We start from the raw sequence: 14,436 nt of genomic DNA, 5'->3' as shown, positions 1-14,436 counted from the left end.
GTCGCTCTACTCGCCCCCTTCTTCGCAGCAGCCCGCGCCGATGGAGTCCTTGAGGATTTCCGTCTTGAGCAGGAAGGCCCCGGTGGTGACGACTTCGGCACCCGGCGCGAGGCCCTTCACCACCTCGACAGCGTCGGCGGTGCTCTCACCGAGCTCCACGGTGACGGGCTCGAAGAGGTTGGCCTCCTTCTTCACGAAGACGAGGAAACGGCCCTCGGCCCGCTGGATGGCATCGCGTGGCACGAGGAGGGTGTCGTGCTCGGGCGCCACCTCGATTCTGGCTCTCAGGAAGGTGCCCGCCTTGAGGGAATGGCCAGGGTTGGGCAGCTCCACCCGCGCGCGCACGGTTCGGGTGGCCGGGTCCACGGCACTGGCGATACGGGTGATGGTGGCCTCGCGCGTGCTGCCCCGAAGCGCCTCGAATGTGAGGGTGACCTTCTGCTTCTGTCGCACGAGGCCTGCGTCAGCCTCGGGTACGTCGAGTTGCGCCCAGAGGGTGGAGAGCTCCGCCACCTGGATGAGCACCTGGCCTTCCGTGGCGCTGCGGCCCACCACGGCGTCGCGTGCCACTACGGTGCCGGCGAATGGCGCTGTCAGGGTATAGAGGCCACCTGTCCCAGAGGCCGACGCGCCAGCAGCGCCAAGAGTTGCTCGCGCTGAGTCGTATTCGGCCTGTGCCGCAGCCACCTCCCGCTCCGCCGCTTCCACGCTCTGTTGCGAGGAGATTCCCTTCTGGAGGAGCGTACGCTCGCGCTCGAGCGCGGACTGCGCGGTGCTCAAACGGGCCCTGGCGGAAGACAGTTGCGCCTGCCCCTCACCAACCGCGGCGGAGGCGAGCACCACCAGGGGTTGGCCGGCCTTCACCTCGTCGCCAACGTCCACCTTCACCTCGAGGATGAGCGCGTCACCTCGCGCGGACAGTTGAGCGAGGCGGTTCTGGTTGAAGTCGAGCTGGCCAACGACTTCCAGGGTGCGGGAGAAGCGCTGCTTCTCCACGCGCTGCGTCTGAATGCCCACCTCGCGTGTCGTCTCAGCCGAGGCAAGGCGCACCTTCGTCGTGAGCTCCGCCGCGGCCGGAGGTGTGCCCCCAGCCGCCTCCACGAGCTCTGGATGGCAGAACGGACAGACGGACTCTGGAAAGCCATGCTCGCGGCAGAAGTCACCCGCTTCGATGAACCTGGCGACGAGAGACGGATTGCACTTGGTGCACTTGGACTCCGGAACCTGGTGGTCTTTGCACCAGTCCGCCGGCGCGCTGGGTTGGTTGGTGAAGGTGAGCTTGGGGTTGCACTTGAGACATTGGGACTCGGGTACTCCGTGCTCTTCGCACCAGTCGTCTTGCGCCTTGAAGACGTCGATGAGGTCGGGGTTGCACCGGGTGCACAGCTCCGCGGGCACCCGGTGCTCGCACAGCTGCATTGGCTGGGCGGGGCCGGACGGCCCAGAAGGGCCTCCCGCAGCGGCCGGAGGCGCAGAAGGTTTCTCCGCCATGGCGGGCTTGGACTCCTTCGAGCAGCTGGCCGCGCCCACGGTGAGTAGGGCTGCCAGCGCCACCGGTCCGATGCGGGAGGCGGCCATCTACTTCACTCCCTTCTTGGCGAGCTCCGGGTGGCAGATGGCGCACTGGGACTCGGGCCGCTGGTGCTCTCCGCACCAGTCGCCCTTAGCCTGGAAGACGGCGGCCAGCTTCGGATTGCAGCGCGTGCACAGGGACTTCTGCACGCCGTGCTCACACTTGGGCTTCTCGGCCTCGGCCGCCTGGGACTTCTCGGCGGGCTTGGGCTCCTCGGCCATGGCTGGGAGGACGGGGACGACCAGCAGGGACGCGATGACGGACAGGGTACGCAGGGAACGCATGGGGACGGCTCCAGCCGGGGCAGTTGCCCACGGCGGTGAATGCCCGTGCGAGATGCACGGGAAGGTGGAATGGAGGCTTCGAGCCGAAGAGGACGTGCGTGCGCCTGCGGAAAGGCCCAGGAGAGCCAGCGCAGGGCACACGTCTCCCGTGAAGGGAGGCGTCAGACTCTAGGTGGCTGGAAGATGTCGGCGCCCACGCCGGAGAGGAGTGGTTCGTCCACGCGGAAGAACACGGGCGGTAGCACGGGGGGCGCCGCGGGCTCATTCACGATGGCAGCCGGCACGGGCGCAGCTCTCAGCGGGCAACAGAGGCATAGGGCGCAGCCCGAGGAGCAGTCCGTGCAATCCCCCACCTTCTCGTCCTCGCAGTCCGCGTGCACGTCCGCCGCGAAGGCCAGCGTCTGGAAGACGCCGCCCGTCGTCAGGACGAGGAGGACCGCGAGGATGCGCAGGAGGAGCTGCATCGGCGTGAAGGCTTACTGGGGAGCCGGCGGCGAGTCAACGCGCAGGCGCCGGTGCGCGGGGCACAGGCTCTCGCATCAACTTCTCCAGAAGGCGCCGCATCCCCCGGGAGTTCCACTCTCGAGGCCCCTGGAAGCGGGCAACCAAGCGCCCGTCCACCACGAGGATGCTCGTTGGCAACTGGTCCACTCCGAACGCCTGGCCGATGGCCTCGCCGGGGTCCAAGCGCAGGTGCAGGGCCGGCGCTGGCGGCCCGCCGAAGAATGCCCCTACCGCCTCCAGGCTCGCGTCATGGCTGAAGACCACGACGCGCAGGCCATCGGGGGGCGCCTGGGCAAGCTCGAGGAGCTGCGGTGTCTCCTCTCGGCAGGGTGGGCACCACGACGCCCAGAACACGACGAGCAGGGCCGGCGAAACCGGCACGTCAGCGAGCACCGAGGCGGCACCTTCGACCCGGATGTAGCTCGGCGGCGGCTCGGTGCGGCAGCCGCAGAGCGTCACCAGCAGGCAGAGTGCGAGTGCGCGCCAGGAGCGATGGAGGCGCATCGGGCAGGCGGTATCTCATGGAACGCAGCGGATGAGCTACCGCCCCGGTTTCTGACACTCCCGTGTGCAAGGCCGCGAACGTCAGGCCGCCGCCCAACAGGGACACCTTCGAGGTGTGTCTGTCAGGAGATGCCCTTGCGCAGCCGGTTCCAGTCGAAGTTGGGCGCCGGGTCGTTCTTGCGGCCCTTGGGCACCGCGACGTCCGCGTGGCCGACGATGTTCTTCATCGGCACCTTGTACTCCTGCTTCAGGTAGCCGGTGAGCTGGGTGAGGGCCTTGTACTGGGCCTCGGTGAAGGCCGTCTTCCCGCTGCCGTCGTTGACGATTTCGATGCCGATGGAGCGGCCGTTGATGTCGCTGGGCACGCCGTGCAGCTCTCCCTTGCCCGCGTGCCACGCGCGCTTCTGGTCGTTGACGAGCTGGTAGATTTTCCCGTCGCGGTCGACCATGTAGTGCGCGGACACCTCGCTCTTCGGGTTGCGCATCCACGCCAGGTCCCCCGCGCCGTTGTTGGAGGCGGTGTGGTGCAGGACGATGGTGTCGATGTCCTTGCCGCCACGCTCGTTGTAGTTGGGCGAGGGCGCGCTGACGACGGGCGGCTTGGGGAACTTGCCACCCTGGGTCGGCGGCGGCTTCGTCGGGCCGTCCACGGGCGGCTTGCCGCCACTGGAGAGCGCCTTCTTCAGCGCCGCGTGCGTCAAGTCGCCGTAATAGCCGGTGGTGGGCAGCTTCTTGTCGGCCTGGAACTTCTTCACCGCCGCTTCCGTCTTGGGGCCGAAGGTGCCGTAGCCGGTGTTGACCTGGGCCCTCGTCATGTAGCCCAGCTTCACCAGCGCGTCCTGGAGCTGCTTCACCTTGGGGCCCTCGTCCCCCTTGCGCAGGCCAGCGGGAGGGGCCGTCACCGTGTTGGCCGCGGCGGTACGGGTCAGCGCCGCCGGAGCGGTACGGTACGTCGTGGCGGTGGAGACGGGGGGGAGGCGGACAGTCATGGGGGCACTCTCGGAATTTGGGAAAGCCTCGCAAATTATCCGACCGCCCCATCGGAAGTTGCGGATGCCTGCCCCAATTGTGGGGCTCTTCCGCACTTTGCCAGGGGAACGGCTCGAATGGTGGCCTGCTGCGTCTGCCTACTCCTCCGAGGGAGAGCACACAAAGTGCGGGAGAGCCACGAAACTGGGCTACTCCCACCATCGGCAACGAGGAAGGCTCGCCGGATGCTTCGGAAAGACAGAGTTGATTGGGCACTTCCCGACGGGCGCCTCCGCCTTCAGCACGTGCTGCTGCGCCGCAGCCGCGCCTTCTCTCGCTATCTACTCCGAATCGTTGCTCGCTTTTCAGCCTCGCGGCCCATCGTGGCTCGCGCAGACAGAATTGGCTTCCGACGCTCACTCAAGCAGCAGGCGCGCGCGGCGCAGAACTTCGTCAGCATGAGCAGAGTCCGCCGCAATGACCTTCACTGTGAAGCCTGCGCCGGCGGAGGCCACCTCAACGCGTACGTCAGCCACATCCAAGGGGCAGTCCGGCATTGGAGCGGAGCTCCGCATCGCGTCCAGGTGTCGCGCTAGCTTGAGGCGAAGCCATTCGGCTGTGAGCCCGGGCTCGGCCTCCACGTAGACTTCGGCGCCCTGAATACGATGGGAAGTGAGTTTCCCAATATGCTCCTCAATCTTGTACGGCCTCACGGACGCTATGTGGTGCTCTTGCAGGATGCTCCTTGGCTCCTGCGCCAAACCGGATGCCGTGGCAAGCTGAGGAATGATGAAGGCGCCGCCTATGGCGACGACCGCGACCAGCTTACGGTTGAACATGCATTGCTCCTTAGTGAGCCGCTCGCCCGCCTCATCGGCATGGCTCGTAGTGCGCCGGCATCGAATGCCCGTCGTACGCGTCCACCGTCATGCCTCCTGAGGTCTAGAAGACCGACTGCGCCGGATCAGGTAGACGGTCAGGGCGACCAGCGCGGCGATAGCTGCGGCTACCAGTAGAACTCCGAGGACCATTCCGGCCCACATGCCGACGCCCATCCCAGGGCAGCCCGGGCATATTCCGCCCGCTTGCTGGGCCGCTGCAGGAGTGGGCAACAGGATGGCGAAAGTCGGAGCGAGTGTAAACAGCACGAGCTGGGCCAATTTGCGAAGTTCCATGTCATTCAAACTGGTGCAGGTTCTTGCGTTTGCCAGCACCTGCTCGCCTGGCCCCGGCGCCTACCCAAAATCCAAACGCTGCGTCATAGGTGCGTCAAGGCCGCGTCATCGCGGGTGAGCGACGCGCGAGACGGGGCTGGAAGCGCTGGAGTTGGACCTGATGTTCCACCCGCCCCTTGGCGTCAGGCCATGGCGCTCATCTTCCGGCAGGACTCCGCGCAGCCGCGGCACGCCTCGGCGCAGGCCTTCATCACCGCGTCATCGCCCATCTTCTCGCACTCCGTCGCGCACCGCTCGCACACCTCGGCGCAGACACCGCACGTACGCGCGTGGAGCGGGGAGCCGCGCAGCATGAAGTCCGCGCTCGTCTTGCAGATCTGCACACAGTCCTCCAGCAACCGGATGTGCTCGAGGGCCGCATGCTTGCTTCCCTTCTGGAGGCAGTACGTCACCGTCTGGAGGCAGACCGCCGAGCACGACAGGCAGTTCTGGATGCACGCCTTCATCTCGTCCGACAGCTGGGGGCCGCCGGCAGGAAGGAAGGGTTGAATCGAGGGCCTCTGCGTCTCCACCTGCGCCATGTCTTCGTCTCCTCTCGTGCCTCGAGTTCATCCCGAGTGCTGGTGATGCCCCATTTGGGGCCACATGAACGAGGTGCGGTGAGATGTGGACACCTACAAGTGTGATCCGCCTGGTCACACCCGTGCTCTTGACGGCGCGCCACGAGGGCGGGCGAGCAGGCAACGGGCTGCACTTGGGGGTGATGTCTCCGAATGGCTACGAAGCCCAGATTCCGCGGCACGCCCGCGGGCCCGGAGCAGGCGGGTTCGCGCACGAGCAGACGGGGAGCGGCAAGAATGTTGGAACTCGTTGACGTCGGGGAGCGCTCGCTCGAGTCCTATCGCGGCATCGCGCCCGCCCATCTGCTTGCTGAGCTCCGAAAGATGGCGAGCGGGCTCCAGGGAGCGCGAGTTCTCCACATCAACGCCACCCCCTACGGTGGCGGGGTCTCGGAGTTGCTTCGTTCGGAGGTCCCGCTGCTCAATGACCTCGGGCTCATCGCCGACTGGCGCATCATCCGCGGCGAAGAGGCCTTCTTCCAGGTGACGAAGGCCATCCACAACGCGTTGCAGGGGGCACCCCGAGCGTTGAGTGAAGCGGAGCAGGCGACCTACCTCGTCCAGGCCCAGGCCAATGCCAGGGAGTTCATGGAGGAGTACGACTTCGTCTTCGTGCACGACCCGCAGCCGGTGGCTCTGCTGCCCCTTCGGGGCAAGGGACACACGCGGTGGATCTGGCGCTGTCACATCGACACGTCCCATCCCCAGCCGGACGTCTGGCGGTTCATCCGAGCCTTCCTCCCCGACTACGACGCGGCCATCTTCACCATGGCGGAGTTCGTCCCCCCGGACATGCCCATCGGCCGGTTGGAGCTCATCCCGCCTGCAATCGACCCGCTGAGCCCGAAGAACCTCACCCTGCCTCGACAGGCCCTGCAACAAGTCCTGAAATGGATTGGCATCCGTCCGGACAGGCCCCTGGTGACCCAGGTGTCGCGCTTCGATCCGTGGAAGGACCCTCTGGGAGTCCTGGCTGCGTACCGCCTCGTGCGCGAGGAGTTCCCTGACCTCCAGCTCGCGCTCGTGGGCTCACTCGCGCTGGATGACCCGGAAGGATGGGAGGTGTACCGGCGCATCCAGGCGGAGACCCGCCAGGACCGGCTCGTCCATGTCTTCACCAACCTGGTGGGCGTGGGCAACATCGAGGTCAATGCGTTCCAGGCACTCTCGGACGTGGTCATCCAGAAGTCGCTCCGCGAGGGCTTTGGCCTTGTCGTCTCCGAGGCGCTCTGGAAGGGCACCCCTGTCGTCGCGGGCCGCACTGGCGGCATTCCGTTACAGATGGCGGACGGGGTGGGCGGATTGCTGGTGGATACCGTCGAGACCTGCGCGGCCGCGGTACTCTCGCTCCTGCGAGGGCCTGAGCAGGCCCGGATGCTGGGCGAGCGCGGTCGGGAGCGGGTTCGCGAACACTTCCTCATTCCCCGACTCGTCCTCAATCACCTGACGCTGATGGCGGCGCTGTCCGCCGGGCGGCCCATCGCCCGTCCGCCGGGATGGGAACTCCAGCGTGACCTGGTGTGCGGCATGGCGCTCGGCGAATCGCCCGTGGAGGAAATGGTGGGCGGAGTCCGCTACGGCTTCTGCTCGGAGTCCTGCCGCTCCACCTTTCGGGAAGACCCTGGCCGCTACGTCAGGGCGCGCTGAAGGGAGCGTATGTCCCAGTTCCGGCAGAGTCCCTTCACCAAGGAGTGGGTCCTTCTTGCGCCCGAACGCGCGGTCCGCCCGCGTTCGACGCATGCGGCGCCTGCGCGAACGCCGTCCGAGCACTTCGTGCCCTCCTGCCCCTTCTGTCCGGGGAACGAATCCCTCACTCCGCCAGAGCGCTTGCGCGTGACGGCCCCCGGAGGAGAGGGGTGGCTGCTGCGTGTCGTCCCGAATAGATATCCCGCGCTCACGGAGGAAGGCCCACTGGAGCGGCAGCACCGTGCCGGGCGGCGCAGCCTCGCGGGGGTGGGCTTCCACGAGGTGCTCATCGAGACACCCGACCACGCGCTCACCTCCGCGCTTCTGCCCGAGGCGCACGTCGCGGCCATTCTGCGAGCGTACCGGGACCGCTTCGCACGGCTGAGCGAGGACCCGCGTATCGCCCACGTCACCCTCTTCAAGAACCATGGCCGCGAGGCCGGCACCAGCCTCGCGCATCCGCACTCGCAGGTCATCGCGGCGCCGGTCATCTCCTCGTGGCTGCGCACGCGGCTCTATGAGGCACGCCGCCACTGGGACGAGTCCGGAACGTGCGTCTTCTGCGAGGTGATGCGGGAGGAGCTCACGGCCGGAGAGCGCATCGTGGAGACGAGCGAGCACTTTGTCGCCTCGGCCCCCTTCGCCTCGGCCGCACCCTTCCAGGTGCACATCTACCCGAGGCGCCACACGGCGTCTTTCGGAGACATCTCCGAGCCGGAACTGGACGGGCTGGCGAAGATGCTGCGCTCCGTCCTGCGCCGGCTCTACTTCGGCCTGGGCAATCCCGACTTCAACTACGTCATCGAGACCGCGCCAGCCGAGGAGGCGCGCGTCCGGTACTACCACTGGCACGTGCGCCTCATCCCGCGCATCACCGAGGTGGCGGGCTTCGAGCTGGGCTCGGGCATCGCCATCAACACCGTCGCGCCGGAGGACGCGGCCGAGTTCCTGCGCAACGTGGACGTGGAGTCGATGGGCCCACGGTCCATCACCTGAAAGGGGCAGCGCCTTGCGGATGCAAGACAGTGCGCATGGCCGACCCCGAACTTGAGCAGAAGGGCATCTACAGCGACAAGGCGGCGTACTGCGTGAAACCCGGGCGGCCGTGGTGTGACCGGAATGGTTACGCGTGACGCCCGGCACATGTGGCGATTGCCCGGGCGTGAGGGACCGTCGCAAAACGTGCACCTCCGTCTTCATCTGCGCAATACGTGCGCTTCCTCGGCGGCCACTGGTTGTGCACCTGGGGAAGGGCGTTATCGTCGCTGGCACCCGTCGCCCCACAGGCTCCCTGACCGCTTCCTTCCTGGCTCCGTCCCATCATCTGGCACCGGGGCTGCAAGGAGAGCTGTCATGGACGTGCATGAGCAACCGCCACGCTGGCTGAGGAGCCGATGCCAGGCCATCGAGCTGTCCAGGCTCGCAAGCACCTGCCGGAGGCAGGTGCCGGCTCTCGCTCCTTGAAGACGCCATGCTTTCGTTCCTGCTCATCACGCTGGTTGCCGCCGCCCCGGCTGAACCTCCAGCCCTGGAACTGGATGCGCTGCTGGCTGAGGTCGCCACGCGCGCGCCGCAGCTCCAAGCACAGCGGGCCGCGGTGGAGGTCGCGCGCGCTCGCATCGGCATTGAGGGGGCCTGGGAAGACCCCACCGTGGAGGTGATGGCCGAGAGCATCCCGCTACGGGGCGGCGAGGACGCGCCGATGCCGATGCTGACGTGGAGCTTCACCCAGCCGCTCAACATCTTCGGCCGCAGGCGGCTGGCGAAGGAGGCCGCGCGGGCGCAGCTCCAGGCCGAGCAGGCCCGGACACGCCGCGTGGGCTGGGATGTTCGCACCCAGGCGTTGGAGGTCTTCCTGGAGCTGTGGATGAACCAGGAGATGCGCGCCCTGCTGGACCGGCAGATCGCGACGCTGGAGCGGATGAAGGCAGCCGCCAAGGCCCGCTATGTCGCCGGGTTGATGATGGGGCACCACGACTTCCTGCGGGCCCAGGCGGAGCTGGCGGCGATGCAGGCCGAGAAGGCTTCCCTGGACAGCGAGCGCGAGGCCATGGCCGCCATGCTCAATGCGCTGCGCGGACACCCTCTGGATGAACCCGTCGGCGAGGTGGCGCTGCCCGGACGCGCGCCGCTACCAGATATGGAGTCGCTGCTCGCGCGCTCGGAGGAGCGCCCGGAACTGGAGGCGATGCGGTGGATGCGCGCGGAGATGGAGAGCCGCCGGACGCTCGCGCAGCGCATGTACCTGCCCATGCCGATGGTGTCCAGCTTCTACGAGCAGCGCTTCAGCGGCATGCCGGACTCGGTGGGAGGAATCATCGGCTTCACCGTCCCGCTGTGGTGGTTCGACCGGCAGCGCAACGAGGTGCGCATGGCCGACGCCATGGTGCAGCGCGCGCAGCGGGACCTGGAAGCCATGGAGGTGATGACCCGAACGGACCTGCGCATGGCGTGGAGCCGGGCACGAGCGGCGGACCTGACCCTCCAGGCATTGGAGGAAACGGCGCTGCCGCGCATGCGCGAGACGGTGGCCGCGAGCGAGTCCGCCTACGTCAGCGGCTCGGCGGACTTCCTGTCGCTGCTGGAGGCCACCATGGCCCGTCAGCGGCTCGAGGCCGACCGGTTGCGGGCGGTGGTTCGGCGGGAGGCTGCCCGCTACGAGCTGGAGCGGCTGCTGGGGGCGTCCGCCGCCCCGGAGGAGAAGCGATGAGGACGCATTGGACGGCGCTCCTGCTCCTACTGGGGAGCACCGCGATGGGCCAGACCGGCCATGCCGGGCATGGCGCCCCGGAGCAGCCTCCGCCCGCGGCGGAGCATGAGGGGCACACCCGGCCAGCTCCCTCGGGTAGCCCCCAGGGCCACGGGCGCGAGGCTCCCGGGAGGATTCCGGAAGGCTATGCGGAGGTGCAGGTTGCGCCGGACCGCCAGCAGCTCATCGGCCTCAAGGTGGCGAAGGCCGAGCGCGGGAAGCTCACCGGGACGGTGCGCGCCTCCGCCATCGTCCAGCCAGACGAGACGCGCGAGGCGCACGTGCACTCCAAGCTGATGGGCTGGGTGCAGGAGCTGTTCGTCAACGCGGTGGGGCAGCCGGTGAAGAAGGGCCAGCCATTGTATTCGCTCTACTCGCAGGAACTGCTCGCCGCCCAGCAGGAATACCTGCGTGCGAAGGCCACCAACGCGGAGCTGGCGGCCGCGGCGCGCGCCCGGCTGCGGCTGTGGGATGTCCCCGACGACCAGGTGAAGCGGATTGAACGCGATGGGCCCCAGAAGGCCATCGTCTTCCGCTCGCCCATCGACGGCACCGTCATCGACAAGCAGGTCCTGACCGGACACTACGTGGAGCCGGAGATGCTCCTCTACCGCATCGCGGACCTCTCGCGGGTGTGGGTGCTGGCGGATGTGTACGAGTTCGAGGTGAACCGGCTGGACCGCAACGGGCTCGCGCGCGTGGAGGTCCAGGGTGTCGCCGAGCCGGTGCAGGCCCGGGTGGACTACGTCTACCCCACGGTGGACCCGGTGAGCCGCACGGTGAAGGTGCGCCTCGTGGTGCCCAATCCCCTGGGCACGCTGCGCCCGGGGAGCTTCGCCACGGTGGAACTGCCCACCACGCCCACCGAGGCCCTGTGGGTGCCGGAGGAGGCGGTCGTGGACACGGGCACGCGGCAGGTCGTCTATGTGGCGCTCGGCCAGGGCCGCTTCCGGCCCACCCTGGTGAAGGTGGGGCGGCGTGCAGGCAATCGCGTGGAGATCCGCGACGGCCTCTCCCAGGGGGAGGCCGTGGTGGTCAGCGCGCAGTTCCTCATCGACAGCGAGAGCCGGCTGCGCGGCACGACCCAGCCCAAGGGGCACGGGGGCCACTGATGTTCGAGAGATTCGTCGAATGGTGCGCTCGCAAGCGCGGGCTGATGGTGGCGTTCGCCCTGCTGCTGGCCATCCTGGGTGGGCTGGCGCTCAAGGCGAGCCCGTTGGATGCGATTCCGGACCTCACCGACCCCCAGGTCATCGTCTTCACCGAGTGGATGGGGCGCGCGCCCCAGCTGGTGGAGGACCAGGTGACGTACCCCCTGGTGACGAGCTTCGTCTCGGCACCGAGGGTGAAGACGGTGCGCGGCTTCTCCATGTTCGGGATGAGCTTCGTGTACGTCATCTTCGAGGATGGCACCGACGAGTACTGGGCCCGCAGCCGCGTGCTTGAGTACCTGGCCAAGGTCTCCGGTCAGCTCCCGGACGGCGTGACGCCCACGCTGGGGCCGGATGCCACCGGCAGTGGCTGGATCTTCATGTACACGCTGGAGGACCGCAGCGGGAAGCATGACCTGCAAGAGCTGCGCGCCTTCCAGGACTTCAACCTCCGCTACGCGCTGGCCCAGGTGCCAGGCGTGGCCGAAGTGGCCTCGGTGGGCGGCTACGAGAAGCAGTACCAGGTGGTGGTGGACCCGGTGCGGCTGGCCGCCTATGGCGTCAGCCTGCCGGAGGTGACGCAGGCGGTGCAGGCGAGCAACCGCGACGTGGGCGGGCGCGTCATCGAGTGGGGCGGCCGGGAATACGTCTTCCGCGGGCTGGGCTACGTGAAGTCCAAGGAGGACCTCGAGCAGGTGGTGGTGAAGGAGAGCCCGTCTGGGACTCCCGTCCGCATCCAGGAGCTGGGCCGGGTGGAGGTGGGAGCGGAAATCCGGCGCGGCTTGCTCGAGTGGGACGGGGAAGGGGAGACGGTGGGCGGCATCGTGGTGATGCGCACCGGGCAGAACGCGCTGGACGTCATCGACGGCGTGAAGGCCCGGCTGAAGGAGCTGGAGCCTTCACTGCCCGAGGGTGTCACCGTCCGCATCGGCTATGACCGCTCGGAGCTCATCCGCGAGGCGGTGGCCACCCTGCGCGAGGCGCTCACAGAGGAGATGGTGGTGGTGCTCCTCTTCATCGCGCTGTTCCTCATGCACTTCCGCAGCGCGCTGGTGGCCATCATCACGCTGCCGGTGGCGGTGCTCACATCCTTCATCGCCACGTACCTCACCGGCGTGACGCTCAACATCATGTCGCTGGGCGGCATCATCATCGCCATCGGGGACATGGTGGATGCCACGGTGGTGATGGTGGAGAACGCGCACCGCAAGCTGGAGCAGGAGGGCGGGCGCCGGCCGCGCGAGGAGATCATCATCGACGCGGCGAAGGAGCTGGCGCGGCCCGTCTTCAGCTCGCTGCTGGTCATCGCGGTCAGCTTCCTGCCCGTCTTCGCGTTGCAGGCCCAGGAGGGGCGGTTGTTCCACCCGCTGGCGTACACGAAGACGTTCGCCATGACGGCGGCGGCGGTGCTGAGTGTCACCGTGGGGCCGGCGCTGATGGTGATGTTCATCCGGGGCCGCATCCGCCCCGAGGCATCCAACCCCATCAACCGGGCCGCCATCGCCGCCTACCGGCCGGTGCTCGGCTTCGTGTTGAAGCACCGGGCAGCGGTGCTCGGCATCGCCGCGCTGGTGGTGGTGGCTACCGCGTGGCCCTTCTTCCGGCTGGGCTCGGAGTTCATGCCACCGCTGGATGAAGGGTCCTTCCTCTTCATGCCGGTGACGCTGCCCAACATCTCCATCGAGGAGGCCAAGCAGGTCCTCCAGCTCCAGGACCGCATCATCAAGTCCTTCCCGGAGGTGGAAACGGTGCTGGGCAAGGCTGGACGCGCGGAGACGGCTACGGACCCTGCGCCGCTCTCCATGTTCGAGACGGTCATCGTCCTCAAGCCGCGCTCACAGTGGCGGCAGGGGATGACGCGCGAGAAGCTGGAGGCGGAACTGATGAAGGCGCTGGAGCTGCCGGGCATCCAGAACGCCCTGACCATGCCCATCCGGGCCCGGGTGGACATGCTCACCACCGGCATCCGCACTCCGGTGGGCGTGAAGATCTTCGGCGATGACCTGGCGCGGAACGAGGAAGTGGGCCGGGAGATCGAGACCCGCCTGCGCGATGTGCCGGGGACGCGCAGCGTCTTCGCCGACCGCGAGACGTTGGGCGCGTACATCGACTTCATTCCCGACCGGAAGGCGCTGGCTCGCTACGGCCTCCAGGTGATGGACGTGATGAACCAGGTGGAGACGGCCATCGGCGGCATGGTGGTGGACCAGACCATCGAGGGGCGCCAGCGGTTCACCGTCAACGTGCGCTATCCCCGGGAGTTGCGCACCGACCTCGCGGCTCTGGAGCGCGTGCTGGTGCCGGTGCGGGCGGGTGGGGGCGGGAGCCAGGGTGGCGGCATGGCGGGGATGGGCGGTGCCGGGGCCGGGACGACGGCAGGGCAGGCGGCCACCCAGGTGCCGCTCGCACAGCTCGGGCGGTTCGAGGTGCGCAGCGGCCCGCCGATGATCAAGGACGAGAACGCGTCGCTGGTGAGCTACGTCTTCGTGGACACGAGTGACTCCGACCTCGGCGGGTACGTGGACCGGGCCAAGGCGGCGGTGGCCGACCTGAAGCTACCCGCTGGCTACCGGCTCCAGTGGACGGGCCAGTACGAGTTCCTCGAACGCATCCGCGAGCGAATGGCGTACCTCATCCCCCTGACGCTGCTGCTGGTGGTGGGGCTGCTGTACTTCGAGTTCGGCCGGCTGTCCCTCACGCTGCTGGTGATGCTGTCGGTGCCCTTCGCCATGGTGGGGAGCCTCTGGCTGCTGTACGCGCTGGGCTTCAACACCAGCGTGGCGGTGTGGGTGGGGATGATTGCCCTCATTGGCATCGCGGCGGAGACGGCCTCCGTCATGGTCATCTACCTGGAGGAGGCCTGGAAGCGCTGGACGCGGGAAGGGCGCATCCAGAGCCCCGCGGACCTGGTGCCGTGCGCACTGGACGGCGCGGTGCTGCGGGTGCGTCCCCTGCTGATGACGGTGGGGATGAACCTCGTGGGGCTCGCCCCGGTGATGCTCTCCCGCGGCACCGGCGCGGACGTGATGCGGCGCATCGCCGCTCCCATGGTGGGCGGGCTCATCTCCCTAACCCTGCTGACGCTCGTCATCGTGCCGGTGGCCTACGTCAGCCTGCGGGCCTGGGGACTCCGGCGGCACGGTCATGGCGGAGGGCCGGCCGCCCGCGCCTCTTGATGCAGGTGCGGAGGCCGGAGGCAGTTGCGGTGCGCGGCTCCTCGT

12 protein-coding genes are annotated in these 14,436 nt (G+C 68.0%); 5 read left to right on the top strand and 7 right to left on the bottom strand.

Annotated features, from left to right (window positions below; translation table 11 throughout):
* Positions 1-6: 6 nt before the first annotated feature.
* From OV427_RS50375 to OV427_RS50345, 7 genes are all read right to left on the bottom strand, one after another.
* The gene (locus OV427_RS50375) at positions 7-1,578 is read right to left on the bottom strand and encodes an efflux RND transporter periplasmic adaptor subunit (RefSeq protein WP_267863701.1); all 1,572 of its coding nucleotides are present in this window, start codon (positions 1,576-1,578) and stop codon (positions 7-9) included.
* Complete coding sequence (locus OV427_RS50370) at positions 1,579-1,857, bottom strand: hypothetical protein (RefSeq protein WP_267863700.1); 279 nt, start codon at positions 1,855-1,857, stop codon at positions 1,579-1,581.
* Positions 1,858-2,018: 161 nt separating this feature from the next.
* A complete protein-coding gene (locus OV427_RS50365) occupies positions 2,019-2,321 on the bottom strand; it encodes a hypothetical protein (protein WP_267863699.1) in 303 nt (100 codons plus the stop codon).
* Between the two features lie 34 nt (positions 2,322-2,355).
* Positions 2,356-2,865 carry a TlpA family protein disulfide reductase gene (locus OV427_RS50360; RefSeq protein WP_267863698.1) on the bottom strand — a complete coding sequence of 170 codons (510 nt, stop codon included), beginning with the start codon at positions 2,863-2,865 and terminating at the stop codon, positions 2,356-2,358.
* A 122-nt stretch (positions 2,866-2,987) separates the two neighbouring features.
* A complete protein-coding gene (locus OV427_RS50355) occupies positions 2,988-3,854 on the bottom strand; it encodes an N-acetylmuramoyl-L-alanine amidase (RefSeq protein WP_267863697.1) in 867 nt (288 codons plus the stop codon).
* 396 nt (positions 3,855-4,250) lie between these two features.
* A complete protein-coding gene (locus tag OV427_RS50350) occupies positions 4,251-4,673 on the bottom strand; it encodes a hypothetical protein (RefSeq protein WP_267863696.1) in 423 nt (140 codons plus the stop codon).
* Between the two features lie 518 nt (positions 4,674-5,191).
* The gene (locus OV427_RS50345; RefSeq protein ID WP_267863695.1) at positions 5,192-5,590 is read right to left on the bottom strand and encodes a four-helix bundle copper-binding protein; all 399 of its coding nucleotides are present in this window, start codon (positions 5,588-5,590) and stop codon (positions 5,192-5,194) included.
* A gap of 276 nt (positions 5,591-5,866) precedes the next feature.
* On the opposite strand from OV427_RS50345, the gene OV427_RS50340 reads away from it, so the two are divergent.
* From OV427_RS50340 to OV427_RS50320, 5 genes are all read left to right on the top strand, one after another.
* Complete coding sequence (locus tag OV427_RS50340) at positions 5,867-7,276, top strand: glycosyltransferase (protein WP_267863694.1); 1,410 nt, start codon at positions 5,867-5,869, stop codon at positions 7,274-7,276.
* Positions 7,277-7,285: 9 nt separating this feature from the next.
* Positions 7,286-8,311 (top strand): galactose-1-phosphate uridylyltransferase, encoded by a 1,026-nt coding sequence (gene galT / locus OV427_RS50335; protein ID WP_267863693.1) that lies wholly within the window; start codon positions 7,286-7,288, stop codon positions 8,309-8,311.
* A gap of 475 nt (positions 8,312-8,786) precedes the next feature.
* Complete coding sequence (locus OV427_RS50330; protein ID WP_267863692.1) at positions 8,787-10,025, top strand: TolC family protein; 1,239 nt, start codon at positions 8,787-8,789, stop codon at positions 10,023-10,025.
* Positions 10,022-11,176: an efflux RND transporter periplasmic adaptor subunit gene (locus tag OV427_RS50325; protein WP_267863691.1), complete on the top strand. Its 1,155-nt coding sequence runs from the start codon at positions 10,022-10,024 to the stop codon at positions 11,174-11,176. Before OV427_RS50330 ends, OV427_RS50325 begins: the two co-directional genes overlap by 4 nt.
* Positions 11,176-14,391 (top strand): efflux RND transporter permease subunit, encoded by a 3,216-nt coding sequence (locus OV427_RS50320; RefSeq protein ID WP_267863690.1) that lies wholly within the window; start codon positions 11,176-11,178, stop codon positions 14,389-14,391. The genes OV427_RS50325 and OV427_RS50320 overlap by 1 nt, the downstream gene beginning before the upstream one ends.
* The last annotated feature ends 45 nt before the right edge of the window (positions 14,392-14,436 follow it).

It is taken from the genome of Pyxidicoccus sp. MSG2, from assembly GCF_026626705.1.
Taxonomy (GTDB): domain Bacteria; phylum Myxococcota; class Myxococcia; order Myxococcales; family Myxococcaceae; genus Myxococcus.
This window is presented reverse-complemented; position numbering and strand designations above follow the sequence as displayed.